The sequence below is a fragment of the Cupriavidus sp. a3 genome (assembly GCF_051015765.1).
Lineage (GTDB): Bacteria > Pseudomonadota > Gammaproteobacteria > Burkholderiales > Burkholderiaceae > Cupriavidus > Cupriavidus oxalaticus_A.
The window spans coordinates 179,356-205,091 of the sequence record NZ_CP170644.1 but is presented as its reverse complement, the minus strand read 5'-3'; the positions used below and the strand labels follow the sequence as shown (position 1 = coordinate 205,091).

The 25,736-nt window shown below is 65.9% G+C and carries 28 protein-coding genes; 14 read left to right on the top strand and 14 right to left on the bottom strand.

Translation table 11 applies throughout. The features are described from left to right. Positions 1–3 precede the first annotated feature (3 nt). Entirely contained in the window at positions 4–393 is a 390-nt protein-coding gene (locus ACAD63_RS22910; RefSeq protein ID WP_434034395.1) for a c-type cytochrome, read from the bottom strand. Between the two features lie 157 nt (positions 394–550). Between ACAD63_RS22910 and ACAD63_RS22905 the strand changes: the two genes are divergently transcribed. Further along, positions 551–955, top strand: a complete 405-nt coding sequence (locus tag ACAD63_RS22905; protein WP_133095956.1) for a hypothetical protein — start codon at positions 551–553, stop codon at positions 953–955. A 120-nt stretch (positions 956–1,075) separates the two neighbouring features. Then, positions 1,076–1,735 (top strand): DsbA family oxidoreductase, encoded by a 660-nt coding sequence (locus tag ACAD63_RS22900; RefSeq protein WP_135703223.1) that lies wholly within the window; start codon positions 1,076–1,078, stop codon positions 1,733–1,735. Positions 1,736–1,794: 59 nt separating this feature from the next. Here ACAD63_RS22900 and ACAD63_RS22895 read toward each other — a convergent pair whose 3' ends face one another. From ACAD63_RS22895 to ACAD63_RS22865, 7 genes are all read right to left on the bottom strand, one after another. Next, positions 1,795–2,937, bottom strand: coding sequence for a 3-deoxy-7-phosphoheptulonate synthase (locus ACAD63_RS22895; protein ID WP_133095958.1), 1,143 nt, complete (start codon positions 2,935–2,937; stop codon positions 1,795–1,797). Between the two features lie 175 nt (positions 2,938–3,112). Next, on the bottom strand, positions 3,113–3,490 hold the full coding sequence (locus tag ACAD63_RS22890) for a hypothetical protein (protein ID WP_195430144.1): 378 nt from the start codon (positions 3,488–3,490) through the stop codon (positions 3,113–3,115). Positions 3,491–3,542: 52 nt separating this feature from the next. Further along, entirely contained in the window at positions 3,543–6,647 is a 3,105-nt protein-coding gene (locus ACAD63_RS22885; RefSeq protein ID WP_434034394.1) for an efflux RND transporter permease subunit, read from the bottom strand. Positions 6,648–6,656: 9 nt separating this feature from the next. Then, positions 6,657–7,778 (bottom strand): efflux RND transporter periplasmic adaptor subunit, encoded by a 1,122-nt coding sequence (locus tag ACAD63_RS22880; protein WP_434034393.1) that lies wholly within the window; start codon positions 7,776–7,778, stop codon positions 6,657–6,659. An 11-nt stretch (positions 7,779–7,789) separates the two neighbouring features. Then, a complete protein-coding gene (locus tag ACAD63_RS22875) occupies positions 7,790–8,344 on the bottom strand; it encodes a hypothetical protein (RefSeq protein WP_434034392.1) in 555 nt (184 codons plus the stop codon). After that, positions 8,341–9,558, bottom strand: a complete 1,218-nt coding sequence (locus ACAD63_RS22870; protein WP_167884553.1) for a TolC family protein — start codon at positions 9,556–9,558, stop codon at positions 8,341–8,343. Before ACAD63_RS22870 ends, ACAD63_RS22875 begins: the two co-directional genes overlap by 4 nt. A gap of 99 nt (positions 9,559–9,657) precedes the next feature. Next, the gene (locus ACAD63_RS22865) at positions 9,658–10,029 is read right to left on the bottom strand and encodes a hypothetical protein (protein ID WP_434034391.1); all 372 of its coding nucleotides are present in this window, start codon (positions 10,027–10,029) and stop codon (positions 9,658–9,660) included. 138 nt (positions 10,030–10,167) lie between these two features. Here ACAD63_RS22865 and ACAD63_RS22860 point away from each other — a divergent pair, with 138 nt between their 5' ends. Genes ACAD63_RS22860 through ACAD63_RS22850 form a run of 3 tightly spaced genes read left to right on the top strand, consistent with a single transcriptional unit; the run spans position 10,168 to position 13,660 of the window. Continuing rightward, positions 10,168–11,130, top strand: coding sequence for a chromate resistance protein ChrB domain-containing protein (locus ACAD63_RS22860; RefSeq protein WP_434034390.1), 963 nt, complete (start codon positions 10,168–10,170; stop codon positions 11,128–11,130). A gap of 36 nt (positions 11,131–11,166) precedes the next feature. Continuing rightward, positions 11,167–12,360 (top strand): chromate transporter, encoded by a 1,194-nt coding sequence (locus tag ACAD63_RS22855; protein WP_135703979.1) that lies wholly within the window; start codon positions 11,167–11,169, stop codon positions 12,358–12,360. A 37-nt stretch (positions 12,361–12,397) separates the two neighbouring features. Further along, positions 12,398–13,660, top strand: coding sequence for an MFS transporter (locus ACAD63_RS22850; protein WP_434034389.1), 1,263 nt, complete (start codon positions 12,398–12,400; stop codon positions 13,658–13,660). Positions 13,661–13,693: 33 nt separating this feature from the next. Here ACAD63_RS22850 and ACAD63_RS22845 read toward each other — a convergent pair whose 3' ends face one another. Both ACAD63_RS22845 and ACAD63_RS22840 read right to left on the bottom strand, forming a co-directional pair. Next, positions 13,694–13,990 (bottom strand): EF-hand domain-containing protein, encoded by a 297-nt coding sequence (locus ACAD63_RS22845; RefSeq protein ID WP_434034388.1) that lies wholly within the window; start codon positions 13,988–13,990, stop codon positions 13,694–13,696. Positions 13,991–14,080: 90 nt separating this feature from the next. After that, complete coding sequence (locus ACAD63_RS22840; RefSeq protein ID WP_135703233.1) at positions 14,081–14,374, bottom strand: hypothetical protein; 294 nt, start codon at positions 14,372–14,374, stop codon at positions 14,081–14,083. 254 nt (positions 14,375–14,628) lie between these two features. Here ACAD63_RS22840 and ACAD63_RS22835 point away from each other — a divergent pair, with 254 nt between their 5' ends. After that, on the top strand, positions 14,629–15,543 hold the full coding sequence (locus tag ACAD63_RS22835; RefSeq protein ID WP_135703234.1) for a sterol desaturase family protein: 915 nt from the start codon (positions 14,629–14,631) through the stop codon (positions 15,541–15,543). 106 nt (positions 15,544–15,649) lie between these two features. Here ACAD63_RS22835 and ACAD63_RS22830 read toward each other — a convergent pair whose 3' ends face one another. Beyond that, positions 15,650–15,871: a hypothetical protein gene (locus ACAD63_RS22830; RefSeq protein ID WP_195430437.1), complete on the bottom strand. Its 222-nt coding sequence runs from the start codon at positions 15,869–15,871 to the stop codon at positions 15,650–15,652. Between the two features lie 117 nt (positions 15,872–15,988). On the opposite strand from ACAD63_RS22830, the gene bufA1 reads away from it, so the two are divergent. The 6 genes from bufA1 to ACAD63_RS22800 all read left to right on the top strand — a co-directional run bounded on the left by bufA1 (position 15,989) and on the right by ACAD63_RS22800 (position 19,711). Further along, complete coding sequence (bufA1, locus tag ACAD63_RS22825; RefSeq protein WP_135703236.1) at positions 15,989–16,309, top strand: BufA1 family periplasmic bufferin-type metallophore; 321 nt, start codon at positions 15,989–15,991, stop codon at positions 16,307–16,309. Between the two features lie 11 nt (positions 16,310–16,320). Continuing rightward, positions 16,321–17,202, top strand: a complete 882-nt coding sequence (bufB, locus tag ACAD63_RS22820) for an MNIO family bufferin maturase (RefSeq protein ID WP_135703237.1) — start codon at positions 16,321–16,323, stop codon at positions 17,200–17,202. Continuing rightward, entirely contained in the window at positions 17,174–17,959 is a 786-nt protein-coding gene (locus ACAD63_RS22815) for an HvfC/BufC family peptide modification chaperone (protein ID WP_434034387.1), read from the top strand. Before bufB ends, ACAD63_RS22815 begins: the two co-directional genes overlap by 29 nt. Positions 17,960–17,983: 24 nt before the next feature. After that, a complete protein-coding gene (locus tag ACAD63_RS22810) occupies positions 17,984–18,460 on the top strand; it encodes a DoxX family protein (RefSeq protein ID WP_133095968.1) in 477 nt (158 codons plus the stop codon). A gap of 48 nt (positions 18,461–18,508) precedes the next feature. Next, on the top strand, positions 18,509–18,760 hold the full coding sequence (locus ACAD63_RS22805; protein ID WP_434034386.1) for a GDCCVxC domain-containing (seleno)protein: 252 nt from the start codon (positions 18,509–18,511) through the stop codon (positions 18,758–18,760). 105 nt (positions 18,761–18,865) lie between these two features. Beyond that, on the top strand, positions 18,866–19,711 hold the full coding sequence (locus tag ACAD63_RS22800; protein WP_195430178.1) for a cytochrome c: 846 nt from the start codon (positions 18,866–18,868) through the stop codon (positions 19,709–19,711). Between the two features lie 283 nt (positions 19,712–19,994). Here ACAD63_RS22800 and ACAD63_RS22795 read toward each other — a convergent pair whose 3' ends face one another. Next, positions 19,995–20,861 (bottom strand): LysR family transcriptional regulator, encoded by an 867-nt coding sequence (locus ACAD63_RS22795; RefSeq protein ID WP_135703240.1) that lies wholly within the window; start codon positions 20,859–20,861, stop codon positions 19,995–19,997. Positions 20,862–21,010: 149 nt separating this feature from the next. Between ACAD63_RS22795 and ACAD63_RS22790 the strand changes: the two genes are divergently transcribed. After that, positions 21,011–22,324, top strand: coding sequence for a DUF3422 family protein (locus tag ACAD63_RS22790; RefSeq protein ID WP_133095972.1), 1,314 nt, complete (start codon positions 21,011–21,013; stop codon positions 22,322–22,324). A 40-nt stretch (positions 22,325–22,364) separates the two neighbouring features. Beyond that, on the top strand, positions 22,365–22,541 hold the full coding sequence (locus ACAD63_RS22785) for a hypothetical protein (RefSeq protein WP_195430180.1): 177 nt from the start codon (positions 22,365–22,367) through the stop codon (positions 22,539–22,541). Between the two features lie 89 nt (positions 22,542–22,630). On the opposite strand, the gene ACAD63_RS22780 is transcribed toward ACAD63_RS22785, so the two are convergent. Both ACAD63_RS22780 and ytfE read right to left on the bottom strand, forming a co-directional pair. Beyond that, positions 22,631–24,919 carry a nitric-oxide reductase large subunit gene (locus tag ACAD63_RS22780; RefSeq protein WP_133095973.1) on the bottom strand — a complete coding sequence of 763 codons (2,289 nt, stop codon included), beginning with the start codon at positions 24,917–24,919 and terminating at the stop codon, positions 22,631–22,633. Positions 24,920–24,957: 38 nt separating this feature from the next. Further along, on the bottom strand, positions 24,958–25,686 hold the full coding sequence (ytfE, locus tag ACAD63_RS22775) for an iron-sulfur cluster repair protein YtfE (RefSeq protein ID WP_135703241.1): 729 nt from the start codon (positions 25,684–25,686) through the stop codon (positions 24,958–24,960). Positions 25,687–25,736: the final 50 nt, after the last annotated feature.

The following is a 25,736-nucleotide window of genomic DNA, read 5'->3' as shown; positions in this document are numbered from 1 at the left end:
GCCTTACCGGAAGGTCTGCAGGTATCCGAGCAGGTCTTCGATCTGCTTGTCGTTGCCCATGCCCCAGAAGCGCATTTTGGTGCCCGGCACGACCTTGGCCGGTGAACGCAGGAAGGCGCTCAACGTGTCGCGCGACCACACCACCCTGGATGTGCGCATCGCTTCCGAATACTGGAAATCCGTTGTCGTACCCGCCTGGCGCCCGAAGATGCCGTTCAACTCCGGCCCGAACGCGCCGCGCGCATTGCGGCCGACGTAGTGGCACGACGCGCAGCGCGTGGCAAACAGTGCCTTGCCGGCCTGCAGGTCAGGCTCGGCGCGCGCCACGGCGGGCATTGCGGCAAGGATGGAAAAGGCGAGGAAAGCGGCGGCGGGCAGGACGGTACGGCGCATGGGCAACACGGGGCAATGAACTGCGAGGCTGCATGATACAGGCGCGCGGGTGGATGGGCAGGTTACACCGCGTCACACTTGCAACACTTCGAGCGCCCAATATTACAGACCCTGCCCCTACAGTGAGCCCATGTCCAACGCCCCTTGGGAGGCACCCATGAAACGAATCCTGGCAATGGCAGTAGCAGGCGGTGCATTGCTGGCGGCGAGTGCCGCAGCCCATGCCGGCGTCAGCGTCGGCATCAATATCGGCGCGCCCGCCGTCGTGGTCGCGGAGCCGGCGCCGGTGTACCGCCCGGCCCCGGCGGTCTACGTGCCGGCGCCCGCGCCGGTAGCGTATGCCCCCGCCCCAGTCGCCTACGCCCCGGCACGCCCGGTGGTAGTGGCCCCGGTGCCGGTGCGCTATCGCCCGGACTATCGGGCCGACTATCACCCCGGCTATCACCCCGGCTATCACCGCGCGGAATACCGCGAGGCTCGCCGCGAATGGCGCGAGCGCGAATGGGCCCACCGCCATGACGGGCACCGCGATTACCGCGGCCCGGGCCGCCACTGGGACTGACACGCCGCTGCCGGCCGGGCCCTCCAGCCCGGCCGCCGTGGAAAGGCCCTTCCAGCAAAGATCCGCAAGTCAGGCTACCCTGTCGGCCAACTTCCCGTTTGAGCCTGCCAGGAAATCGCCATGACCCAACCCCTCAGAATCGACTTCGTCTCCGACATCGCCTGCCCCTGGTGCGCCATCGGCCTGTCTTCGCTCCAGCTCGCGCTGCAGCGGCTGGGCGACAAAGTCGACGCCGAGATCGTGCTGCATCCCTTCGAGCTGAACCCCGACATGGGCCCCGAAGGCCAGGCCATTGTCGACTACCTCGGCAAAAAGTATGGCCGCACGCCCGCGCAGATCGCCGAAACCCAGGCCATGATCCGCGAGCGCGGCGCCGGCGTGGGCTTCACCTTCGGCGAGCGCGCCTTCGTCTACAACACGTTCGACGCGCACCGGCTGCTGCACTGGGCCGGCCTCGAGGGCAAGCAAGTCCCGCTGAAGCTGGCGCTGCTGCGCGCCTACCATACCGATGGCAAGGATCCGGGCAACCATGCCGTGCTGCTCGAGGCGGCGGCGTCGGTCGGCCTGGATGCGGACGCCGCGCGCCACGTGCTGGAAAGCGGCCAGTACGGCGACGAGGTGCGCGCCGAAGAGCGCCAGTACCAGCAGATGGGCATCCAGTCGGTGCCGTCGGTGATCTTCAACAACCGCTACCTGGTAACGGGCGGGCAGCCGGTCGAGGCCTTCGAGCAGGCGATCCGGGAGATCGCGGCCGAGGCGCAGGCGGGTACGGCAACCTGAAGCAACGCGTGTGCTGACTGGACCGGCCTGGGGTGGTCCTCAGGCCGGTAGCTTGCCGGTCAGGAATTGCGCTTGTGCCCGCGCCGTTCATTGACCGCTTCGCCGAGCAAGTCCAGCATTGCCAGCGAATCCTCCCAGCCGATGCAGGCATCGGTAATGCTCTGCCCGTAGGTCAGGGCGGACGGGCTGTGCTGCCCCGGGGTGAACTTCTGCGCGCCGGCCACCAGATTGCTCTCGACCATGACCCCGAAGATGGAGCGGCTGCCGCTGCGGATCTGCTGCGCCACGTCCCGCGCCACGTCCAGCTGACGCTGATGCTGCTTGCTGCTGTTGGCGTGGCTGAAATCCACCATCAGCGCGTCGCCCAGCCCTGCCGCCTGCAACTCCCGGCACGCCGCCGCCACGGAATCCGCATCGTAGTTGGGCACCTTGCCGCCGCGGAGAATGACGTGGCAATCCGGATTTCCCTTGGTGTGCACCGTCGCGACCTGGCCGTTCTTGTGCACTCCCAGGAAGTGGTGCGGTCGCGATGCGGCCTGGATCGCGTCGATCGCAATCCTGATATTTCCGTCGGTGCCGTTCTTGAAGCCGATCGGCGCTGAAATGCCTGAAGCCAGCTCGCGATGCACCTGGCTTTCCGTGGTGCGGGCGCCGATCGCGCCCCAGCAGATCAGGTCGCCGATGTACTGTGGCGAGATCACGTCGAGCAACTCGCCGGCCGCCGGCAGGCCGAGGCGGTTGATGTCGACCAGCAGGCTGCGCGCAATGCGCAGGCCCTCGTCGATGCGGTAGCTCTCGTCCAGATAAGGATCATTGATCAGCCCTTTCCAGCCGACCGTGGTCCGGGGCTTCTCGAAATACACGCGCATCACGATCTCGAGCGTGCCGGCATGACGTTGCCGCTGCTCCAGCAACAGCCGCGCATATTCGAGTGCCGCCTGCGGGTCGTGGATCGAGCAGGGTCCCATGATCACCAGCAACCGGTCGTCCTCGCCATGCTGGATACGCGCGATACGCTGCCGCGTCTGCGTGATCAGCGACTCGACCGCCGTGTTCCGGATCGGGAAAAAGCGGATCAGGTGTTCGGGCGGCGGCAGCGGGATGATGTCTTCGACATGCGCGTCGTCAGTCACGCTGGTACGGTCCGGCGGTGACTGCCATTCACTGGCGATGGTGGGCGAAGGTTTGAGCGGGTCGTTCATGGCGAGGTCGAGCAGGTTTTGCTAGCGAACGATGGTGCTACACCAATGGCGAGGGCGTCAAGGCAGGCCGAAGGCCCGCCTGCTTCCGAACTGTGTTGACGGGCACATATGATCCGCCTTCGCCACCCTGGTCCGGCCGGCACCTGTTACTGTCGACGAATCACTTGGCCACAAATCACTTCGCCACGAATCTCGCCGTCACGGTCTTGCCGTCGGCAAACCGGATCGTCGCAACCAGCTTGGCGCCAGCCTGCAGCGACAGCTTGTCGGCGGCCACGAGCGCGTTTCCAGCGCCCGGCGCAAGCGTGGTTTCCGTCTTCCTGGCACCCGTCAGCACCGTCAGCTTGCCGCTGGCACCGGCCACGGGCAATTTCTTGTCGTGGTCGTCAACATAGATGGTGACTGCGCCATCCTTGTTGACCAGTTCGAATTGCAGGTCGCTGGCCGCCTGCACGATGCCGCCGTACTGCGCGGGCCCGGCGCCGTGGGCCAGCGCCAGGCCGGACACGCCAAGGCTGGTGGCAATCAGGATGGTTGTGATCTGCTTCTTCATCGCATACTCCATTGATGCAGCAACTTGGGGGCGTCGCTGCCAAGGCCCATGTTCAGTACATGTCGACCTGCCGCTGCGACAGGATCCGCTCCAGCGGGCGGCGCCCGAACAGCCAGAAGGCCAGCGGCGTCAGCACGGAATCCAGGATGGTCGAGCTGACCAGGCCGCCGAATATCACCACGGCAACCGGATGCAGGATTTCCTTGCCTGGCGCATCGGCCGACACCAGCAGCGGAACCAGCGCAAATGCGGCGACCAGCGCAGTCATCAGCACCGGGGTCAGCCGCTCCAGGGAGCCTCGCACGATCATCGGGATTCCGAAGGTTTCTCCTTCGTGGCGGCACAGGTTGATGTAGTGGCTGACTTTCAGGATGCCGTTGCGGGTGGCGATGCCGGTCAGCGTAATGAAGCCGACCATCGATGCCACCGACAGCGCGAGTCCGCCGATCCACATCGCGATGACGCTGCCGATCAGCGCCAGCGGAATGTTGGCCATGATGATCAGCGTCAGCGTCGCCGAGCGGTAGCGCGAATAGAGCACCAGGTAGATCAGCGCAAGCGACACCAGGGACAGCAGCACGATCAGTTGCGTGGCTTGCTCCTGCGCCTGGAACTGGCCTTCGATGCTGATGAAGTAACCGCCCGGCAGCCCGGCGCGCGCCACGGCGCCGCGCACTTCGCTGATGATCCTCGACATATCCGAGCCGTCGGTGTTGGCATAGACGACGATGCGCCGCCGGCCATTCTCGCGGCCAATCTGGTTGGGGCCGTCGCCCTCTTCGACAGTGGCGAGAGCCGACAGCGGCACCGGCCCGCGCGGCGATTCCAGCATGATGCGGGACAAATCCTGCGGCGTGCGGCCGGCATCCGGCAAGCGCACCACCAGGTCGTAGCGGCGCACGCCTTCGATGAGCTGGGTGATGCGCGAACCATCGGACAAGGTCTGCAGAGCCTTCAGCGCCTCGCCCGCGGGGATGCCGTATTGCGCTGCCTTGCGGTAGTCGAGCCGCACGTTTACCTGCGGAATCAATACCTGGCGCTCCACCGTGATATCGACAAGCCCCGGTATGGCAGCGAGCCGCCCGCGCACGCTCTCCGCCAGCCCGCGCAGCGTATCGAGGTCATCGCCATAGATCTTGAGCGCGACTTGCGCCCGCACGCCGGACAGCAAATGATCCAGCCGGTGCGAAATCGGCTGGCCTATCGCGACCGACGCCGGAAGGCTTGCAAGCTGGGCGCGGATCGCGGCCATCACTTGCTCCCGGCTACGATCCGAGCGCTTCAGGTCGATGTCGATCTCGGACGAATGCACGCCTTCGGCATGTTCGTCGAGTTCGGCGCGGCCGGTGCGCCGTCCCACCTGGGTGACTTCAGGCACCTGGCGGACCAGCGTCTCGGCCAGTGCGCCCATGCGGTTGGCTTCGGCCAGCGAAGTACCGGGATTCAGCATCAGCGACATCACCAGCGAGCCTTCGTTGAAGGACGGCAGGAAGGTCCGCGGCATGAAGGGTACAGTGGCGGCCGCCAGCGCGACCGTGACGGCGGCCGTCACAAGCACGGCTTTGGCACGCGGGAACGACCGGTCCAGGATCCTGGCATCGACCCGCTTGAGCCACGCCACCAGCGGGCTGTCAGGATGATCCAGCCGCTTCATCCGCGGCAGCAGGTAGTACGAAAGTACCGGGGTCACCGTCATCGACACCAGCATCGACGCCAGGATCGACACGATATAGGCGATACCCAGCGGCGCGAACAGCCGCCCCTCGATGCCAGGCAGCGCGAACAGCGGCACGAATACCAGCACCACCACCAGGGTGGCATAGACAATGCCGGAGCGGACTTCGACCGACGCGCGCCAGATCGTTTCCAGCACGGACGGCGGGTCCTCCACGCTTGAGCGCTGCCTGAGCCGGCGCAGGATGTTCTCCACATCGACCACCGCGTCGTCGACCAGCTCGCCGATGGCAATGGCCAGCCCGCCCAGCGTCATCACGTTGATCGACTGGCCCAGCAGATGGAAGGCCAGCGCTGTCACCGCCAGCGACAGCGGGATCGCGACCAGCGAGATCGCGGTGGTGCGCGCGCTCAGCAGGAAGGCGAACAGGATCACGGTGACCATGATGGCGCCGTCGCGCAGCGCCTCGACCACATTGCCGATCGACGCCTCGATAAAGTCCGCCTGCCGGAACAGGACTTGCGGCGCGGACACGCCCGCCGGCAGTCCTCGCTTCAGTTCGCCCAGCGCTGCTTCCAGCTCGCGCGTCAGCCGGACCGTATCCGCCGCGGGCTGCTTCTGCACGCTGACGATCACTGCCGGCGTGCCATTGAAGCCGGCATCGCCGCGCTTGAGCGCCGCGGCATATCGTGCACTCGCCACCTGCTCGAGGAGCACCGGCGCGCCGTCCTTGTAGGCAACGGCGAGTCCCTTCAAATCTTCCAGGCGGTTGGTGCGCCCGAGGTTGCGGATCAGGTATTCGCGGCCATTCAGGTCGATGAAGCCGCCGCTGGTATTGGCCGCGAAGTCGCGCAACGCGTTTTCCACCTGCGGCAGCGCCACGCCGAACTGCGCCATCCTGGCGGTGTCCGGTTCCACCCGTAGCTGGCGCACCTCGCCGCCGATCGGGATGACCTGCGACACCCCGGCCACCGACAGCAGGCGCGGACGCAGCACGAAGTCGGCATACTCGCGCGCCTGCATGGGGCTGGCCCTGGCCGGATCGATCGGCAAGGCGATCAGCATGATCTCGCCCATGATCGACGATACCGGCCCGAGGATGGGCGTGAGCCCGCCGGGCAATTGCTCCCTGACCAGGGCAAGCCGTTCCGACACGAGCTGGCGGTTGCGATAGATATCGCTGCCCCAGTCGAACTCGGCATATACGATGGATAAGCCGACGCCGGACACCGAGCGGACCCGCGTGACGCCCGGCATACCGTTGAGCACAGTCTCGATCGGGAACGAAGCCAGCAGTTCGACTTCCTGCGGCGCCATGCCGCCGGCTTCGGTGATCACGGTCACCAGCGGCTTGTTGAGGTCCGGGAAGACATCCACCGGCGTGCGCCACGCGGTGAAGGCGCCGTACGCCATCAGAATGACGGCGACGGCGAGGACCAGCAGCCGGTTGCCAAGACTCGCGCGAACAATCCAGTTGAACATGCGCGCCCCTCAGCGGACCTGGTTGATCAGCGCCGCGCCGGACACCACCACGCGGTTCTCCGGCGACAGGCCCCTGACCACGACCACGGTACGCGCATCCAGCACCCGGGCCTCAACCGGCTGGGCGATAAAGCGCTGTGTCCCGGACTTGATCCATACCACCGGCACGTTGCTGGCATTGCGCACCAGCGCCTCGGCTGGCAGCGCAATGCCCGTGGCCGTGTCGGTCAGCGTGGCTACCACGGTTACCGGCTGGCCAACGGCAAGCGGCAAGGTTTTGCCTGCAAGCCGGAACATCAGCGGCACGGCCCCGTTCTTCAGGCTGCGGCCCGCGCCCACGAATTCCAGCTTGCCACCGTCCGCGCGGCCCAGCGTGCCGCCCTGGATGCGGCCCGCCAGCGTGGCATCCGCGGTGTTGGCTTCGATCAGCATCCGCTCCGGATCCAGCACTTCGTAAAGCACGTCGCCCGGCGCGACCACCTGGCCGGCCAGGACATTGGCGGTTGCGATGATTCCGCTGGCCGGCGCGGTCAGGTTGTCGGTGTGGCGCAGGCTCTTGCCCACCGCGTCGCGCTGGCCGGACAGGCTGCGGACTTCCGCGCGGACGGCTTCGATCTCCTTGCGCGGGATGCTGTCCTGCAGCGACTCCAGCCGCGCCAGCCGCTGCTGCGCCAGCTTGAGGTCGGCACTCAGGCTCGCCAGGCGGGCCTGCTGGTTGCCGGTATCGAAGGGTTCGTTCTTGTGCCGCAGGACGGCGAGCACCTGGCCCCTGGCAACGCGCTGCCCCAGCACCGGGAAGCCGCCGGAAGGCGGCTCGATCCAGCCGGCATGGCCTGCCTGGAGCCGGCCGCCGGCATTGGGATCGATCGCCACCACGGCGTTCAGCTCCACCGTCATCGGATGCGTGGCTTCCTGCGGCATCGCGGTCCGGATGCCCATGCGCCGTTGCGCGAGCTTGGGCACGTGGACGCTGCCATCCGGCAGCCTGGCCAGGCCGGCGCCCGATACCGCGCCGGCCACATCGAGGTGCTCGCCATCGGGCCCATGGGCACCGGGTCCTGCCTGGACCGGCATGCCTGCGCTAGCGGCCAATGCCATAGCAATGGCGACGAATCTTGTAATCCTGGACATGATGTCTGGCCTCAGCTCTTCTTGCCGGCATGGCGGCGCCACACGAACCCGGCCGCAGCGGCCAGTACCAGCGCGACGGGGATGATCCACGGCCAGCGCGCTTTCCAGAACGCGCCAAAGCCAGCGTCGTGCCCGTCCGCAACAACCTTCAGGCTGCCCTCGATCAGGTCGGACTCATTCCCCGCGATCAGCGTGAACACGAGCGCGTGGTTGCCGGGCCGGTGCAGCGCCCTGAGGAGCTTCTCGTCGGTAAAGGAGTAGTCGCCGAAGTCGGCGTGCAGCTTGCCTTGCGCCCTGATGCCGTTGAACTCGACCTCCAGATTGCCGTTCAGGACTGGTTCGTTGGTGGCATAGCGGTCCACCATCACCGACAGCTCGTCGGCAGCCAGGGTGCCAACCAGTTCGAATGTTTCCGTATGGGCTTCGATGATCGGCTGGGCATTCACGGCAGCGCCGGCGCTTGCCGGCGCGTCCAGGTGTTCGCCGTTTGGTCCGTGGGCCCCGGGCCCGGCATGCGCCATGCAGGCGCAGGAAAGCAGCAAAGTCAGAAAGAACTGGCGGATCATGGCAGCACTCCGAGAGCCTGGTTCAGGTTGGCAATGGCGATACCGCGCCTGGCGCGCTGGCGCGCCAGGTCGGCTTGGGCTTCGAGGGCGTGGTTCTGGGCGCGCAGCACCTCCGGCAAGCCGAGTTCGCCGGCATCGAAAGCCTTGCGTAGCAGCGCCGCCCGCTCGGACAGCGTGGCGCTGCGCTCTTCGGTGAGCCTGAGCTGCTGTTCCGCCAGCGACAGCGCCTGGCGTGCCGCGTCAATTTCGGAGCGGACGACGCGCTCGGTGCGGTCGAGTTCGGCGCGCGCCGTCATCAGATCCGTCTGCGCGGCCGACTCGCGTGGCATGTTGCGCGCCTCGGTGGCAAACGGAATCTTGATGAACAAGCCGACGGTCTGGTCGCTGGGCATGCCGCCGCCCGCACGGTCATTGCGGTACAGCACGCCGACTTCCGGCGGGTCGCGGCGCGACTTGCGCAGGTAGCCCACCTGACGCTCGCCGCGCTGCACGGCCCGCTGCGCCGCTTCCAGCCGCGGGTGGGCCGCGGCGGCGGCAGCAGGGTCGCTCACTGGCGCGGCGGCTTCGTCAAAGCGAAGCGGCAGGGCCGATACCCCGGTCGCTTGCAGCAGCCGCGTCCTGGCGTCCACCAGCCGCCCCTCGCTGTCCGCCAGCAGGCCCTGTGCCGCCAGATGGTCCTGCTGCGCCAGCAGCAGGTCGGTGCGCGCGAGGTCGCCAGCGGCAACCCGCCGGCGCACATCGTCGCGCAATGACGCGGCGATCTCTGCGCGATGCCGCAGCACATCGCGCTCCGCTTCCGCGGCCGCGAGCTGCCAGACTCGCTCGCGCACCTCCGCAGCAAGATTCAGCCGCGCCAGGGCGCCGCCGGCTTCAGCTTCGGCGGCTTGCGCGTCGGCCAGGTCGCCGCGTGCCGCACGCTGCCCTGGCATCCATACGGGGACGCCAAGCTGGACCTCGCTCTCGCGCAGGCCGCGCTTGTCGGTCCAGCGGTCATCCCGGTGCAGCAGCCCGAGCGTAGGCGGCCCGGCGATCAGCGAATCGGCCTGGATCCGGCTGGCCGCGGCCTCGAGGCGCCGCCCTTCGGTCGCCTGGAAGGCAACGGACCGCTCCCACGCTGTATTGAACAGCGCGTGCAGGTCCGCCGGCGCTGGCTGGGCATGGGCCGACGGCAGCAGCAGCGCGGACGCAACAATGGAAATGAAAATCTTCCGCATGGAATCCCCAATGCAAATTGCAAAAACGAAGCAAATGCGGCGGGGCGCGGCACAAGACATTGCGCCACGGGATGCAGTCAGGAGATCAGTGCCCCGCCGTCAGGCGGGCGCGTGAGGGGGGCGTAAAGGTGGACTGCCGCGGGGATCAGGCACGCGGCCGCCGAGGAATAACGGTTTGGGCTGCGTCCGCTGCGCCAGCGACAGCGGCAGGCCCCCGGGCAGCGGCGCCTGAAAGTGCATGCCGTAGTCGAAGTCAAGCTGGTGCGACGCGGAAGCGGCGGAATCGTCGAACGTGATATCCCCGTCATCATCGTGGTGATGGGGGACATGATCGGCATGCGCCGCCATGTGGTCCACCAGGTCCACCAGGTCCACCGGGAACCCGGCGGAATGCGCGAGCTGCCGCTGCGCTGCGGCCAGTGCCTGCAGCGGCAGGATCAGCATCAGGAGGATGGCAATCACGCGCGACATGGGGCGGGATTTTACCTGACCTATCGCGTGCGGGCGCGGCCGGGGGTCCAGCTCATGTCTCAAATGTGGCTCAAGAGCGTTTTTTGTAGAGATATCTACATTGTTGAAATGCGAGTTATGGGCTTCTAACATGCGCTCATGACAGCGTTCTCCGACAACTGGGCCCTGCTGATCGTCACGCTACCAACCTCCGGCGCCACCGCCCGGATGCGGATCTGGCGCGCGATCAAGACCATTGGTTGCGCCGCCCTGCGTGACGGCGCCTATCTATTGCCCGCGGGCAACGTGCAGGTCGCCCAGTTGCGCGAGCTGGCCGACGAGGCGCGGCAGGAAGGGGGGCAAGCCTGGCTCCTGAATGTCCGTGCCGCCGATCCGGAGGAGGAGAGCGCTTTCCGGGCGTTGTTCGACCGCAGCCCCGACTATGCCGAACTGCAGGCGGCCCTGTCAGAAGCGCGCAAGTCGCTGTCCGATCAAAGCAGCGCCGACCTCAATCGCCTGCTGCGCCGTCACGGGCGTGCCTACGAAGCGATCCGCATGATCGACTTCTTCCCCGATGCGGCGTCGGCCCGCGCCGAAGCCCAATGGAATGACTTCAGCCGCGCCATCGAGACCATCCAGTCTCCGGGTGAGCCACAGGCCCTCGCGCACGCGATTGCTCGCCGGGATCCTGTCCAGTATCAAGGGCGGCTTTGGGCCACACGCCGCAACTTGTGGGTGGACCGCGTGGCAAGCGCCTGGCTGATCCAGCGCTTCATCGATCCCCACGCCCGCTTCCTGTGGCTGGAGAACCCCGCTGATTGCCCTGGCGATGCGCTGGGCTTCGATTTCGACGGCGCGACCTTCACGCATGTGGGCGAGCGCGTTTCATTCGAAGTGCTGCTGTCGAGCTTCGGCCTCGATTCCGACCGCGGGCTCAGCCGGCTAGGCGCCATGGTCCATGCGCTGGACATCGGCGGCATTGCGGTACCGGAAGCCAGCGGCTTCGAGGCCATGCTGGCCGGCGCACGCGCGCGCCTGAAGGATGATGACGCCCTGCTGGCGGAAATCGGCGCGGTGCTGGATTCGCTTTACGCACACTTTTCCACCAACAGGAAGCCCTGATAGCCAGCTTCCTTACAGGATCCCGTGATGAATCGCATGCAATCAGGCGGCATGGCCCCGCCGGACGCCGCGGAGCAGCCCGCCTATACCCTCTGGCAGCTCGTGCTCTATTTTCTTCGCCTGGGCACAACCGGCTTTGGCGGGCCGGTCGCGCTGGCCGGCTATATGCATCGCGACCTGGTGGAGCGGCGGGGCTGGATCAGCGATGGCGACTACAAGGAAGGGATGGCGCTGGCACAACTTGCGCCCGGCCCGATGGCGGCGCAACTGGCGATCTACCTGGGCTACGCCCACTATCGGATCCTCGGCGCCACGCTGACCGGCGTGGCCTTCGTGCTGCCGTCGTTCCTGATGGTGCTGGCGCTGGGTTGGGCCTATGTCAGCTTCGGCGGGCTGACCTGGATGCAATCGGTGTTCTATGGCGTAGGTGCCGCCGTCATCGGCATTATCGCCATCAGCGCCTATAAGCTGACCACGAAGAGCGTCGGCAAGGACAAGCTGCTGTGGGCAATCCACCTGGTGCTGGCTGCGGTGACCGTCGTCACCGAGTCCGAAATCGCCTGGCTGTTCCTGGCGGCGGGGGTGCTTGCCTGGTTCTGGCGCGCCCCGCCCAAATGGCTGCGCCAGAGTGGCGTCAATGCGCTCGCGGCAGTGCAGGTACCCGCCGCAAGCGGCCTGGCGAGCACGCTGGACTGGTCGCTACTGACCCAGATCGGCTTGTTCTTTGCCAAGGCAGGCGCCTTTGTCTTCGGCTCCGGACTCGCCATCGTGCCGTTCCTGTACGGCGGTGTCGTGACGGAGTACCAGTGGCTCAACGAAAAGCAGTTTGTCGATGCGGTGGCCGTGGCCATGATCACGCCCGGCCCGGTTGTCATCACGGTCGGCTTTATCGGATACCTGGTGGCGGGACTACCCGGCGCCTGCGTGGCGGCACTGGCGACGTTTCTGCCTTGCTATCTGTTCACCGTGCTGCCCGCTCCTTATTTCAAGAAGTACGGAAAACTGCCCGCCATCCTCGCCTTTGTCGATGGCGTCACGGCGGCCGCGGTTGGCGCCATCACGGGTGCAGTGCTGGTGCTGGCCAAGCGCTCGATCGTCGACGTTCCGACCATCCTGCTGTCCCTGGGAACGGTCGCATTGCTGCTGAAGTTCAGGAAGCTGCCCGAGCCCGTCATCATCACCGGCGCCGCGCTGATCGGCCTCGCGGTTTATCCTGTGCTGCACCACTGAAGGCGCATGCACATGCTCCGCTAAACCCAGGCTCGCCATGGCCCGGCACAATGGCCATCCCTCGAACGCCAGAAGCAGCTGGCTCGAACGCATCGCGCTGCCATCCGGTGTCCACGCCGACGCCATGCCGCTGCTTGCCGGCCGCGCGCTGCGTGGCATCTGCGACGGCTATGTTGCCGTGCTGTTGCCGTCCTACCTGCTGGCACTCGGCTTCGACTCGATGGCGGTCGGGCTCATCAGCAGCGCGACCCTGATCGGCTCCGCCCTCGCCACGATCCTGATCGGGCTCGTCGGGCACCGCTACCCGCAACGCCGCCTGATGATGCTGGCGGCTGCCCTGATGTTTGCAACTGGCCTCGGCTTTGCGGGTTTCTCCACGCTGTGGCCGCTTCTGATGATCGCCTTCGTCGGCACGCTCAACCCAGGGTCCGGCGATGTCAGTATCTTCCTGCCGCTGGAACATGCGCGGCTGGCGGAATCGGCAACGCCCGACACCCGGACGGCGCTGTTCGCCCGCTACGGCCTGATCGGCGCATTCTCATCCGCCTTCGGGGCACTGGCGGCGGCGATACCGGCATGGCTGGCCGGGCAATCCCCGCTGTCGCTACTCGATGCGATGCGCCTGATGTTCGTTTTCTACGGGATCATTGGGTTGCTGCTGTGGCGTCTGTATGCGCGCGTGCATGCCGCTCAGCCTCATGGCGCTGCGACCGCGGCTAGAACACCACTGGGTCCTTCCCGTCCGATCGTGCTACGGCTGGCCATGTTGTTCAGCGTAGACTCGTTCGCTGGCGGGCTCGTCGTCAATTCGCTGCTGTCGCTGTGGCTGATGCAGCGTTTCGGCCTGAGTCCGGCCGCGACCGGCCAGTTCTTCTTCGTGGCGGGGGTACTGACGACGTTCTCGCAACTCGCTGCGGTGCCGCTGGCGCGAAAGATCGGCCTGCTCAATACGATGGTGTTCACGCATATTCCGTCCAGCCTGTGCCTGATCGCAGCCGCCTTTGCACCCACGCTGGCGCTTAGCCTGGCACTGCTGCTGGCTCGCAGCGCGCTGTCGCAAATGGATGTGCCGACCCGGACGGCCTATGTGATGGCCGTTGTCACCCCGCCTGAACGGGCGGCCGCTGCAAGCCTGACCGCGGTGCCGCGCAGCCTGACCGCGGCACTCAGTCCTGCGCTCGCCGCCGCGTTAATGGCCTACGGCTTTACCAGCACGCCGCTGGTCGCCTGCGGCCTGCTGAAGATCGCCTACGACCTCGCCATGCTGCGCTCGTTCCGTCGCGTCAAGCCGCTCAACTGATCCAGCGGACCCGTAAACCGCGGGAGACCGGGATTACCGCGACATCATCATCTGCCCCATGAACGCCTCGATCTGCGGCAGCGTCACGTAGCCGGTCCGCTGCGCGTCGATCTGGTCGAAGTGCTTGGCGACCATCGGCATGCCGGCGGCCGCCTGCTCGCGCGTCAGCTTGCCGTCGTGCGTGGTATTTGCACTGGCGAAGCGGCCTTGCAGTTGCTGCATCGCACGCTCCACCCGGGGGTTGGCGGCGGCAGCGGGCATGTCAGCGCTTTGCGCTAACGCACCGGCGGAAGCCAGGCACACGGCGGCTACTGCAATCATCTTCTTCATGGTGATTCTCCGTTTGGCCGGCCTCTGCCGGCGTTGTGAACTCAGGTTCGCGGATACGCATACCGCACCCGCGCAGGTGGCCCGGGAATATCACCGCACCAGGTAGACCGGGCGGGATGCGACGTAGACGGTACGCGGCAGCGGCGTGGCTTTCACGACTACCGTCGGCAGCGGTGCCGAGGCCACGACCACCTTGGGTGCAGGCTTGACCACCACCTTGGGCGGCGGCGCAACCACCACCGCCGGCGGACGGACATACACGCTGGCCGGGGCGACCACCACCGTCGAGGCGAAGGCCTGGCTGCTTGCCAGCAGGACCAGCGTACCGGCGGCAGCGCCAAGGAAGCGGGGAATGCGGAGGTATTTGGAGAAGCGCGAGGTCATCACAAGTCCTTCAGGTTCGGTTTCAGCCGGCCGGTGCAGCGCGGCAACGGACCGAACTATAGGTCGGGGCCTGGCGAATTTCGACGCGGAAAACATGTCGCGGTGTTACACGACGGCAGCCCCGTCAGGCATGACATGCGCCGACATATTTCCCACATGGCGCCGGCAGCGATCGGCCACTACATTTGCCTCACCGACGCAGCAATGCCGCTCCCCGCAAAGCAAGGCGTCACCACTCACCCCACAGGACGATCATGCACAGCCTCCACAAGATCACCCTTCTCGCCACAGTCTTCGTCGTGGCGATCTCACTGGTCGAAGCCTTCTTCCTGGCGCGCAGGACTCGCCAGCAAGGCAAGGCCTACCCCTGGCACGAAATGGGACTGTCGCTGGCCGACATGGCCGGACGCAAGCTGATGGCACTGCTGCCGCTGTCCCTGGCCACGCCGATCTTCGCGCTCGCCTGGCAACACCGGATCTTCACCGTTGAGATCAACAGCGCGCTGGCCGTGCTGCTGCTCTTCCTCGGACAAGAGTTCTGCTACTACTGGTACCACCGCGCCTCGCACCGCATCCGCTTCTTCTGGGCGACGCACGCGGTGCACCACTCGCCGAACGAACTGACGCTGGGCACCGCCTATCGCCTCGGCTGGACCGGCAAGATCCTCGGCGCGTCGATGTTCTTTGCCCCGCTGGTCTGGCTTGGTGTTCGTCCGGAGGTCGTGCTGTCCACGCTGAGCCTGAACCTGCTGTACCAGTTCTGGCTGCACACCACCTGGATTCCCAAGCTGGGCTGGTTCGAAAAAGTGTTCAACACCCCGTCGTCGCACCGCGTGCACCATGCCTCGAACGTGGATTACCTGGATGCCAACTACGGCGGCGTGCTGATCATCTTTGACCGCCTGTTCGGCACCTACGTGGAAGAACGTGAAGACGAACCGTGCCGCTACGGCCTGGTCCACCGCACCACCACGCACAACCCGTTCGTCAACCAGTTCGAACACTGGATCGGCCTGGGCAAGGACATGATCAACGCCGGCAGCCTGCTGAATGCGCTCGGTTACCTGCTGATGCCTCCGGGCTGGGCACCGGACGGGAAGGGTCAGACGACGGAGGTCCTGCGGCAGCAGCAAGCCATGGAGCGCGCGGTGCCGGTCAGTGCGAGGTAACAGGCAGGATGGAGGAGATGAAGCGGGCAGCGCAGGCTGCCCGCTTTTTTTGTTCTTCGACGAGTTCCGCCGAGATCGGCCGCCCATCGCTGATCGGGCAGCAGGCTCACCTGCTGGGCGCGCTGGTCGCGTCGACGTATTTGCTGGTCAAGCGACGCCCAATCAGGCCGCCGCCAGCGACGAACACCAGCGCCACACCGAGATTCCAAAGCAGGATCATCGCGCTGGCATCCAGGGGATGAATGACTGAAAGGACCGCTGCCGTCATCGCGGCTACCGCGAGCGCCGCGGACATTGCCTGGGACGACATACCCACATTCTGCTTCACTGGAAATCGCCTGTCGCGCATCTTGAAATTTTCAGGGATGCGTAACCTTTGGTCGCCTCAGACCGAATTTCCTGACACGGCTCGGATCCGGGGCCGCAACCTTCAGGAGATTGCAACATGAACAAGCATGCATTGGCAGCCTCGACCTTGTCGTCCGCGCTGGGCCTCGCGCTTGCCATGATCGCCGTGCCCGCGCAGGCGCAAGCCACGAAGGACATGAGTGCGATGCCGCAGGTCGTCAAGGACAACATGGCGAGGATGGAAAAAGGCAAGCTGGAAAAGTGCTACGGCATCAATGCTGTCGCCAGGAACGACTGCGCGGAGGGTGTCCATTCCTGCGCTGGACAAGCCACCCAGGCGCGTGATGCCAAGTCGTTCGTGCTGCTTCCCGCGGGCGATTGCAGCAAAATCCAGGGCGGCAAGCTGAAAGCCTCCTGAGGCCGGCGACCATGGCTGCCCTCCATCAACACGGGCCGGGCCTGATCCCGCTGCGCGCCGGGGTCGGGCTGCGTTTCCGGCATCACCAGGCGGTGCTGGAGGAGCACCCTCCGATTGCGTGGTTTGAGGTGCATACGGAAAACTACATGGGCGGTGGCCGCGCGCCACGTTGCCTGGAGGCCATCCGCTCCGACTATCCGCTCTCGCTGCACGGCGTGGGCCTGTCCCTTGGCAGTGCCGAGGGGCTCGACCCGGCCCATCTGGCGCGCGTGTGCCAGGTGGTCGAGAGGCTGGAACCCGGCCTGGTATCGGAACATCTTTCCTGGAGCATCGCGGGGGGCAAGTACCTTGCCGACCTGCTGCCGCTGCCGATGACCGAAGAGGCCCTGGCGGTGGTATGCCGGCATGTCGACCAAGTCCAGGGCGCTTTGCGACGCAGCATCCTGCTCGAGAATCCGTCTACCTACTTCCAGTTCCGTCATTCGACCATTCCGGAGTGGGAGTTCCTCGCCGAAGTGGCGCGGCACACCGGGTGCGGCATCCTGTGTGACGTCAATAATATCTTTGTCAGCGCTAGCAATCATGGATGGGATGCCATGACATACCTGCGCGCGCTGTCGCCGGCCGCCATCGGCGAAATCCACCTGGCCGGCCACAGCATGCTGCAACTCGGACAGGGACAGGTCGTGTGCATCGACGACCACGGCTCGCGGGTGGTGCCACCGGTGTGGGCGTTGTATGAGGCGGCGCTTGGGTTGTTCGGGCCAGTGCCGACGCTGATCGAATGGGATACGGATGTGCCGCCGCTCGACGTGCTGAGGGATGAGGCGCGTATTGCAGAGGCAGCCTTGGAGAGACAGCGGCATGCAATCCGATCTGCCATCGCTGCTTGATCTGCAGCACGCGTTCGCCAACGCGTTGAGGAATGCTGGCGACGGTCGCGCCTCGTCATCCGTGACCGCTGGCGCGCTTGCGCCGCAGGATCGGGTTGGCATCTACCGGAACACGTCCACCGCCACGCTGGTGGCCGCGCTGCGCCTGTCATATCCGGCGGTGCAGGCCCTGGTGGGGCCGGAGTTCTTCGAAGGCGCGGCCCGGCTGTTCATCGAAGCAGAGCCCCCGCGCAGCGCATGGCTGGATGCGTATGGCGAGGGGTACCCCGTTTTCCTGGCGCGCCTGCCCGAGGCCGCAGCAATCCCTTACGTGCCGGACGTCGCCCGCCTTGACTGGGCCGTGAATTCGGTGTTGCACGCGCCGGACGCCATGCCGCTTGACCTGGGCCGTTTGGCGGAACTGGACATGGCCGTGGCCGGCGAGATCTGTTTTGTGGCACACCCTGCGGTGCGCCTCGTGCAAGCCGATTCTCCTGTCGACGTCATCTGGCGGGCGGTGCTGATGCGCGACGACCGGGCGCTGGGGCTTGTCGACCTTGCATCGGGCCCGGTCAGCCTGCTGGTGCGCCGGGCATCCGCCGGCATCGACGTCGACCGGATCCATGCCTGGCAATGGCAATTCGCAAGGGCCTTGCTGGCCGGCGCTCCACTGCACATCGCACTTGGCGCTGCCTCGCCGGCTGACGCTCACGCGTGGCTGGCCCCCCTGCTGTGCGCTGGCTGTTTCACCGGATTCGGCCCCGCGCCATGCGCCTGATCTGACTATCGCGGAGCGTTCGGCATGACACATATCACGCACTCAGCCCGGTCCTCGTTCACGCTCGGCGCGCATTTCCGGCGCGCGGTGGGCTGGCTGGATCGAATTCCGTACTCGGCTCTCGCCGTCCCACTGCGCGTCGCGGTGGCCACTGTCTTCTGGCATTCGGCCATGGCCAAGCTGGCGAACCTGGAGACGGCTTTCGAACTTTTCCGCGAAGAATACCGGCTGCCGTTGCTGCCACCCGAAGTGGCTGTCTACCTGGCCGTGTCCGTCGAGCTGACCGCGCCAGTGCTGCTGCTCCTCGGCCTGGCAACCCGGCTCGCAGCACTGGTACTGTTGTGCATGACGGCAGTGATACAGCTCTTCGTCTATCCACAGGCATGGCCGACGCATATCCAGTGGGGAGCGATGCTGTTGGTATTGCTGGCGCGGGGTGCGGGGACCCTTTCGGCCGATTGGCTGATCCGGCGGCATGCCATGTGCACTGGGGAGCAATGAACCGCGTGGACCGCTTGGTGATGTGCAGTTTCTTGCAAGGGAGGGGCGATGCGAGACGTCATCCTGGAATCCGTTCTGACTTGTCCGCATTGCGGTTGGGCACAGCAGGAGACGATGCCGACGGATGCCTGCGTGTTCTTCTATGAGTGTGCAAACTGCAAGACGCTGCTGAAGCCCGCTCCTGGTGACTGCTGCGTGTTCTGCTCGTTCGGGACAGTCAGGTGTCCGCCGGCGCAGCAAGGACACTGCTGTGAAGGAAAGTTCCGATGTGAAACGTCTGCCGCAGAACGACGAGGATGAGGTCGTCCGTCGGATCATCCCCTTCACGGATATCTGTGATGAACCCTTTCTTTATTACACTGAACGTTCGGCTCAACACGTTACCCCGCTTCCGGAGATACACCCATGAAGGCCTGGATTGCAAAGGCAGTTGGAGCGCTTGGCTGTGCCATGGCCTTGCTTGCGGGTCCGGCGAGCGGCGCCGAGCCGGCCACGCTGGTCATTTCGGCTGGTATGCAGCAATGCAGCTGGACGGCCGATGCGCTGCTAAAGGACCGTCGGCTCACCAACGTGACGGTCGACGATGACAACCTGAAACGCCGCCTGACATTCAAGGCGATCCCGATGGCCTCCCTGTTGCGCGGCATGTCTGCGGAAGCCGGCGCGACTGCCACGACAGCGGCCAGCGATGGCTATGTCTCTCACCTGCCGCTGCGTATGCTGCTGGCCGATAGCGCCGACGAGCCGCGGGCCTGGCTGGCCGTGGAAAATCCTGCACGGCCGTGGCCGAAGCTCAAGGGCCAGGGCATCGGCCCGTTTCGGCTGATCTGGACGCTGCCGTCGGGGGGCGCCGCATCCGTGGTCAATGAAAGCCACTGGACCTACAACATCGCGCGCATCGATATCACCGCATCGCCCGCGGAGCGCTTTGCGGCCATCCGCCCTGCCTCCGACCAGCCGGCCGATGGCCCGGTCATGCGCGGCTTCGCGACCTTCCAGCGGGTCTGCTTCTCATGCCACTCGCTGAACAAGGTGGGCGATGCCCACCTCGGCCCGGATCTCAATGTGCCGCACAGCGCGGTGGAGTACATGGGCGACGACAAACTGGCCAGCCTGATCCGCGACCCGCAGTCACTACGCTGGTGGCCGGGCGCGCGCATGCCGGCCATCGACGAAAGGACGCTATCGGATGCCGACCTGAAGGACCTGCTGGCGTACCTGCATCATATGGCCGGGCGCAAGGGCTCCTGAGGCCAGGGTTGCGTCAGGTCTTCTCCGGCATGGCCGACGAATGATGGCTTGTGATCAGCCATTGCGAACCGCCAGGCAAGCAATGCAGGTCAGCTTCATGGCTAGCTCCCTGGATTTTATGGTGAGAGCCAGAATGCACGCAATGCGGTATGGACTATCCCGCCGGGGTTAGCCATGTCTGCATCGTGCCGGCGCAGTGGGGACAAAAGCGGGGATAAAAGCGGCGACAAGCCACGCGACAAAGCGCCCCATTTAAGCGCCGCCATAATACAGGCGACCGGTGCTAAGCCTGCGCGGCCCCTGCCCGAAGGTCCGTCATGATCTGCTCGGCAAGGAAATCGCAAGGCGGCCGCTTGGACTTTGCGCTTCGGGCAAGGATAAGCTCGAGCGGCGGCAGGTCGGGCAGCCCATGGGCCTGGCCAAGCACGGCCAGTTGTGGCGGGATCGCGCATCGGGCCAACGCCGCGACGGCCAGGCCAGCCTCGACCATGCTGAGCAAACCCAGCAGGCTTGGGCTCTCGTACGACGTTCGATGCGCAATCCGTGCTCGATCCAGGCTGCGGATCGCGTTCTCGCGCGCCACGCTACCCGGCATGAACACGGCGATGGGCAACGGCCTGTCCTCCCACACTTGCGGCCCGTTCGTCATGGCGGCCCATGCCATCGGCTCGTAACGGATGAAGTCGCCCGACAAGCCCTTCACGCGTGTGCCGCAGACAAGGTCGACGGTGCCGTCCTTGACCAGTGGCGCGAGCGCGCTGCTGGGCAGGCCGACTACCTGGATCTGCACTTTCGGGTACGTCGTCGAGAACTTCTTCAACACCGATGGCAGCAGCGATGATGCGTAGTCGTCGGGCACCCCGATCGCTACCTTGCCCGTCACCTCCGGCCGTACCACGGCGGCCCAGGCTTCGTCGTGCAGGGCCAGCATCCGCCGGGCGAAGCCCAGCAGCACTTCACCCTCGTGCGTAAGCACGATGCTGCGGGGCCGCCGCACGAACAGGGGCCGGCCCAGCGCTTCCTCGAGTGCCTTGATTTGCATGCTGACGGCGGACTGCGAACGGTTCACCGCCTCGGCGGCGCGCGTCATGTTGCCGGTCTCGGCGACGGCGACTACCGTAGCCAGGACATCGTGGTCAAGCATCTTCATAGCTATCAGGAAAACTGAATACAACAATCAATATTATGCGTTTTTCTTCTTGAAAACGGCGTGCGATATTTGGCAACAACAAACAAAAACGTGGACCGCAACCTTGCACCACGTCTTGACCGCGGGATTTCGGTACCCGCCTTCCGAGCATGGACAACAAAGCCGCTTCGCTACTCGTCGACCACCCGCTACGCGCCTCCCTCGTCGCTGAATTGCACGCCCGCCCCTTTCTCCGGCTCAGCGGCAGCGTGTCACTGACCCACTATGCGATCTATTCGGACGAGGATCCTGCGATCCACGAGTATCTCGTTCGTACCTTGTGCGAACAGACCGGCATGGCGCTGCCCACGGACGGGGTCACGCACCACGCCGTGCAATCGCCCTTCGGCTGGCACTTGAAATGGGAGCGGCACACCGAGTTCTCCACCTTCACGTTCGTCAGTCCGCGCGACGACACGGACTACTTCAATGACCTCGCCATCCATGGGGTTCCGGCGGATTGGCTGAGCCTGCTGGCGGGCAAGCGCTTTCATGCGGTCCGGATGGAATTGCTGTCGGGAAACGCCGCGGCCGCAGTCAGCGCGGACTTGCGCCACTGGCTCGACGGGCCGGTTCTCGTCGGCAGCGATGTCCTGGGCGGCGGCAAGGTCTACTGCGACTGGAATGTGCGGGCCGACGGCTATATGCGCATCCTTGCGATCGACGAGGACTTCCGCGAGGAACAGGGCGGCAGGCTGCTGCAGCGGCTCTACGAGATCGAGACGTATCGCATGATGGCGTTGCTGGCGTTGCCGGTCGCACGCAGCCTTGGCCGGGAACTCGACGACATTCACGCGTCGCTCCAGCAACTGATGCGGGCCATGGACGCCCGTCGCGCCGGCGACGACGATGCGGAACTGCTGGACAGGCTCACCGAACTGGCCGTGCGCGTGGAATCGCTGTCCGGGCACAGCGGACGCTTCAGCGCGTCGCGTGCGTATGAGCGAATCGTGCTGGCGCGGATCCAGGAGCTGCGGGAACAGCGGATCGAAGGCATGCCGACGATCTCGGAATTCATGGAGCGGCGTTTCGGACCCGCCATGGAGACGTGCCGCAGCGTCTGGTCACGCCACGAACAGATCGCGGCACGGGTCGCACGTGCCGTCGACCTGCTCCGCACCCGCGTCAACCTGACCCAGGAGCGTGACGTCACCCGGCTGCTGGCCGGACTGGACCGTACCGCGCGGAACCAGCTGCATCTGCAGCATGCCGTCGAGGGGCTGTCAGTGGCCGCGATCTCGTATTACGTACTGTCCATCGCCGCAGCGGGGTTGAAGGCGCTGCATGTCGTGAAACTGCCAGTCGACCCCGAGTTGGCCGAAGGCTTGCTGATCCTGCCCGTGGTGCTGATCGTGTTCGGCATCATCAAACGCAGCCGGACCCAGAAATCCCACGATGGCGTTGCCCAGGCAAGCCGCGCCTGAAACGTAGTCGACCTGAAGCGCTTATTACCGAGAAACGCATATGAACGCCACCACGAGCATTGACCCGTCTCCCATATCGTTGCCTGCGGCAACCCGGCAAGCGCCGCAGCCCGGGCCGCATTGGGTGAGCCAGCAGAAAACACCCACGGAAGTGCTGACGGACAACTCGAACGACCGGCCAGACGTCGCGACGATCGCGATTCTTGGCTACAACTGACGCAAGAAAACGCCCGCCCGGAAACCGGGCGGGCAAGTACTGCCTCTCCTTACCTCTTACTGCGTCGATTTCACCTTCCGTCGCGCGCTTCAGCGCGCCGCCGCCTTCATCCTCACAGCCACCGCATCCGCCGCGGCCGGGGTACGGTTAGCCAGCCCCAGCACCACCTGCCAGGCAAACGACACCGCGCCGACGATAAACACCACGTCGCCGAACGTGCGCACCCAGCGCAGCGTCTGCAGGATAGGCTGCTGCATGAACTCCTCGCTGCGCGAGTACCACGTGCCATGCTCGACGCTGGCCAGGAACTGGATGATGCCGACGGGCAGCAGGCTGGTGCCGATCATCAGTACCAGGCCGGCGTTCAGGCCCCAGAAGGCGGTCTTCATCAGCGCCGGGCTCAGCCGGTACGCCGGCCGCACGTAGCGCAGCACCAGCAGCGTGAAGCCCAGTGCCAGGAAGCCATAGACCCCGAACAGCGCCGCATGGGCGTGGACCGGCGTGGTGTTCTGGCCCTGGATGTAGTACAGCGCGATCGGCGGGTTGATCATGAAGCCGAATACGCCGGCGCCCAGCATGTTCCAGAACGCCACCGCGACGAAGCACATTAGCGGCCACTTCAGGTCCGCCATCCACGGCGCGCGCTGCTTCAGGCTCCAGTTCTCCCAGGCCTCATGGCCCAGCACGATCAGCGGCACCACTTCCAGCGCGCTGAACGCGGCGCCGACCGCCATCACCGGCGTGGTGGTGCCGGCAAAGTACAGGTGGTGGAAGGTGCCGGGGATGCCGCCGAGCATGAACAGCGATGCCGAGGCCAGGCTGGCCGCGGTCGCCATCGGGCGCGACACCAGCCCCAGCGTGGCGAAGATAAAGGCCAGCGCGGTGGTGGCGAAGACCTCGAAGAAGCCTTCCACCCACAGGTGCACCACCCACCAGCGCCAGTACTCCATCACCGTCAGGCTGGTGCGCTCGCCGTAGGCCAGGCCCGCGCCGTAGAACAGGCCGATCGCCACCACCGACGAGGTCAGCAGCGCCAGCAGGTTGCGGTCGGTGCCGCGCGCGCGCAGCGCCGGCAGGATGCCGCGCATCATCAGCACGAGCCAGATCAGGATGCCGGCGAACTTGCCGATCTGCCACAGCCGGCCCAGGTCGACATATTCATAGCCCTGGTGGCCCAGCCAGAAGTTCAGGTGCGGCGGCAGCTTCTGCGCAATCGCCAGGTAGTTGCCCGCAAACGAGCCCACCACCACGACCACCAGCGCCCAGAACAGGACATCGACGCCGAGCCGCTGGAACTTCGGGTCCTTGCCGCCGTTGATCAGCGGCGCCAGGAACAGGCCAGCGGCCAGGAAGCCCGTGGCGATCCAGAACAACGCGCTCTGGATATGCCAGGTGCGCACCAGCGCGTACGGGAACCACTGCGATACGTCGATGCCATAGAACTTCTGCCCCTCGACGGTGTAGTGCGCGGTAAAGCCGCCCAGGAACACCTGGAACACGAACAGCGCCACCACCAGGAACAGGTACTTGCCCAGCGCGCGCTGCGACGGGGTCAGCGCCACCGACAACAGCGGGTCGCGCGCGGGCGCCTGCGGCGGCGTCTCTTCCTTGCCGCGCAGGAAGGCCCACGCCCACACCAGGAAGCCCACGCCGGCCAGCAGCACCACCACGCTGATCACCGACCACACCACGTTTTCGCTGGTCGGCTTGTTGCCGATCAGCGGCTCATGCGGCCAGTTGTTGGTGTAGGTGGCTTCATGCCCGGGACGCGCGGTCGAGGCGACCCATGCGGTCCAGAAGAAGAACTGTGTCAGCTGCTGGCGCCGCTCGGCGCTGGGCAGCGTGTTCTCCTTCATGGCGTAGTGATCGCGCGTGGTGTGCAGTGCCGGCGCGTCGGAGAAGAGCTGGTCGTAGTAGGCCGCGGTGTTGGCGATGGCCTGCGCGCGGCGCTTCGACACGGTCAGCACGTTGGTGGCCGGATCGGTGGCGTTGCCGCGGTATTCCGTGCGCAACTGCTCGCGCAGCGCGGCCTGTTCGGGCGCGGCCAGCTTGGCGTACGGACGGCCGTACGTGTCCTGCGCCGCCAGTTCGAGCCACGCGGTCAGTTCGCGGTGCAGCCAGTCGGCGGTCCAGTCCGGCGCCTGGTAGGCGCCATGGCCCCAGATCGAGCCGAGCTGCATGCCGCCCACCGACTGCCAGGCGGTCTGGCCGTCCAGGATCTCGTCGCCAGTGAACAGGGTGCGGCCTTCGGCCGTGACCACCTTGGCCGGCATTGGCGGGGCCTGCCGGTATACCTCGACGCCGTAGTAGCCGAGCAGGGAGAAAGTGACCGCCAGCACGGCGATCAGCATGAACCAGAGTCTGCGGTAGGAACCCATGATGCGAAGTCGTTTGGTTGTGATGGCTGGTGCGCGGCTCAGGCGTGGCCCGCGCAGCCGCAACCGGTGGCTGGCACGGTGGCGGCCACCGTGGCGGCCACTGCGGCGTTCTCGAACAGCACGTTGTTTTCCAGGTGGATGTGTTCCATCAGGTCTTCGCGCAGCGCGCGCAGGCCCAGGTAAAGCGCGCGCCAGGTATTGCAGGCCGCGCGCGGCAGCGTGATGTCGTTGGTCAGGTCGGCTACCCGCTGCAGCGCCACGCCATGGTCGTCATGCTCCATGCGCATCACCGCGATCGGGCGGCCGGCGGCGGCCTGCATGCCGCGCGTCAGCATCGGGAACAGCACCTGCTCTTCCTTCTGCATATGGGTTTCCAGCTCGCCGAGCATGCCGGCCAGGTGGTCGGCCAGGCCGACCGGGCAATCCGGCCGGTCGCCGTGGACCTGCTCGACCCGGCTTGCGAGCCGGATCAGTTCGGGCAACTGCTCGCGGTGACGAGCGTGGAAGCGCGTCAAAATATGGTCGATCAGCGCGGCCGGCGTCGCGGTGTTCCAGTCCTGTCCGGCGGGTGCGGCGTCGTCGTGCAGGGCATGCAGCCGCGCTTCGATGCTGTCGATGGCGGCGGCATCGAGGCCTTTTTCGAGCGCGGCATCGCGCAGGGTCTGCTTGCCCCCGCAGCAGAAGTCGAGCGCGTAGTCATGGAAGATGCGCGTCGCGCCGGGGATGCGGCGGGCCAGCTGGCCGAGCGATTGGTCCTGGTAGGTCATGAGGTGCTCCTGTGTGGGAAGTTGCGTCCGCATGACATGACGCGAGGAGC

Coding starts and splice junctions, on each gene's coding strand:
- ACAD63_RS22855 (WP_135703979.1), top strand. CDS start 11,167: ATGCAATCAGGCGGCATGGCCCCGCCGGACGCCGCGGAGCAGCCCGCC.
- ACAD63_RS22845 (WP_434034388.1), bottom strand. CDS start 13,990: ATGAAGAAGATGATTGCAGTAGCCGCCGTGTGCCTGGCTTCCGCCGGT.
- ACAD63_RS22800 (WP_195430178.1), top strand. CDS start 18,866: ATGAAGGCCTGGATTGCAAAGGCAGTTGGAGCGCTTGGCTGTGCCATG.
- ACAD63_RS22780 (WP_133095973.1), bottom strand. CDS start 24,919: ATGGGTTCCTACCGCAGACTCTGGTTCATGCTGATCGCCGTGCTGGCG.
- bufB (WP_135703237.1), top strand. CDS start 16,321: ATGGCTGCCCTCCATCAACACGGGCCGGGCCTGATCCCGCTGCGCGCC.
- ACAD63_RS22805 (WP_434034386.1), top strand. CDS start 18,509: ATGCGAGACGTCATCCTGGAATCCGTTCTGACTTGTCCGCATTGCGGT.
- ytfE (WP_135703241.1), bottom strand. CDS start 25,686: ATGACCTACCAGGACCAATCGCTCGGCCAGCTGGCCCGCCGCATCCCC.
- ACAD63_RS22850 (WP_434034389.1), top strand. CDS start 12,398: ATGGCCCGGCACAATGGCCATCCCTCGAACGCCAGAAGCAGCTGGCTC.
- ACAD63_RS22835 (WP_135703234.1), top strand. CDS start 14,629: ATGCACAGCCTCCACAAGATCACCCTTCTCGCCACAGTCTTCGTCGTG.
- ACAD63_RS22875 (WP_434034392.1), bottom strand. CDS start 8,344: ATGATCCGCCAGTTCTTTCTGACTTTGCTGCTTTCCTGCGCCTGCATG.
- ACAD63_RS22900 (WP_135703223.1), top strand. CDS start 1,076: ATGACCCAACCCCTCAGAATCGACTTCGTCTCCGACATCGCCTGCCCC.
- ACAD63_RS22890 (WP_195430144.1), bottom strand. CDS start 3,490: ATGAAGAAGCAGATCACAACCATCCTGATTGCCACCAGCCTTGGCGTG.
- ACAD63_RS22865 (WP_434034391.1), bottom strand. CDS start 10,029: ATGTCGCGCGTGATTGCCATCCTCCTGATGCTGATCCTGCCGCTGCAG.
- ACAD63_RS22785 (WP_195430180.1), top strand. CDS start 22,365: ATGAACGCCACCACGAGCATTGACCCGTCTCCCATATCGTTGCCTGCG.
- ACAD63_RS22840 (WP_135703233.1), bottom strand. CDS start 14,374: ATGACCTCGCGCTTCTCCAAATACCTCCGCATTCCCCGCTTCCTTGGC.
- ACAD63_RS22905 (WP_133095956.1), top strand. CDS start 551: ATGAAACGAATCCTGGCAATGGCAGTAGCAGGCGGTGCATTGCTGGCG.
- ACAD63_RS22885 (WP_434034394.1), bottom strand. CDS start 6,647: ATGTTCAACTGGATTGTTCGCGCGAGTCTTGGCAACCGGCTGCTGGTC.
- ACAD63_RS22810 (WP_133095968.1), top strand. CDS start 17,984: ATGACACATATCACGCACTCAGCCCGGTCCTCGTTCACGCTCGGCGCG.
- ACAD63_RS22895 (WP_133095958.1), bottom strand. CDS start 2,937: ATGAACGACCCGCTCAAACCTTCGCCCACCATCGCCAGTGAATGGCAG.
- ACAD63_RS22910 (WP_434034395.1), bottom strand. CDS start 393: ATGCGCCGTACCGTCCTGCCCGCCGCCGCTTTCCTCGCCTTTTCCATC.
- ACAD63_RS22815 (WP_434034387.1), top strand. CDS start 17,174: ATGCAATCCGATCTGCCATCGCTGCTTGATCTGCAGCACGCGTTCGCC.
- ACAD63_RS22790 (WP_133095972.1), top strand. CDS start 21,011: ATGGACAACAAAGCCGCTTCGCTACTCGTCGACCACCCGCTACGCGCC.
- ACAD63_RS22795 (WP_135703240.1), bottom strand. CDS start 20,861: ATGAAGATGCTTGACCACGATGTCCTGGCTACGGTAGTCGCCGTCGCC.
- ACAD63_RS22870 (WP_167884553.1), bottom strand. CDS start 9,558: ATGCGGAAGATTTTCATTTCCATTGTTGCGTCCGCGCTGCTGCTGCCG.
- ACAD63_RS22880 (WP_434034393.1), bottom strand. CDS start 7,778: ATGTCCAGGATTACAAGATTCGTCGCCATTGCTATGGCATTGGCCGCT.
- bufA1 (WP_135703236.1), top strand. CDS start 15,989: ATGAACAAGCATGCATTGGCAGCCTCGACCTTGTCGTCCGCGCTGGGC.
- ACAD63_RS22860 (WP_434034390.1), top strand. CDS start 10,168: ATGACAGCGTTCTCCGACAACTGGGCCCTGCTGATCGTCACGCTACCA.